Origin of the sequence: Flavobacterium orientale (genome assembly GCF_014638005.1) — a bacterium.
GTDB classification, from domain to species: domain Bacteria; phylum Bacteroidota; class Bacteroidia; order Flavobacteriales; family Flavobacteriaceae; genus Flavobacterium; species Flavobacterium orientale.
On sequence record NZ_BMFG01000037.1, the window covers coordinates 1 to 620 of the forward strand.

The window sequence follows — 620 nt, forward strand, 5'->3', positions numbered from 1 at the left end:
CCCTAAAATTGACCCGTTTAACCCAATTTCTTAAGAAAAATAATCATAAAAATCACTACCATACATCGTGTTTAGTAAAACAATTTGTAATAATTCATCGTTTTTATTAAAAAATTAACAATAAAAACCAATTTTTAAACGTAAAAACGAAAAAAAAACCCCAACCTATGCAACAACCATTTGGAAATGTTAAAAAAATTCCTATATATTTGTAATACAAACCCAAACGCTTAACAATAAGCCACCTACAAACCAAAAAACACAACTATGGATAGAGTACAACAAAGCAAACGCAACATGTATCTTGTCGTAGAAGAATACATCAAGAAGGTAGACCCCGCAATCCTAGCAGCCATGCCCAATTTCGACACCACCTTCCAAGAATTCCAAGACGGTCTCGCCAACATAAGAACCGCCAGCGAAAACCAACTCATCAACCGCACCGGATACAAAATAGAAAAAGACAATTACCAACAAGAAATGGCAACACAATGCGTCAACATCTCCGCACGCCTGCAAGCCTACGCCCTAAACACCCATGATTTACAACTATTCCAAGCCGTCAAACACAAACGCAACGCCATCATCAAACTAAGAGACGGCAGCTGCATCGACTATTG

At 37.7% G+C, this 620-nt stretch carries 1 protein-coding gene; it reads left to right on the forward strand.

The features are described from left to right. Positions 1–267: 267 nt before the first annotated feature. On the forward strand, positions 268–620 hold a 353-nt coding region (locus IEV15_RS14535), incomplete at its 3' end, for a hypothetical protein (protein WP_188363261.1).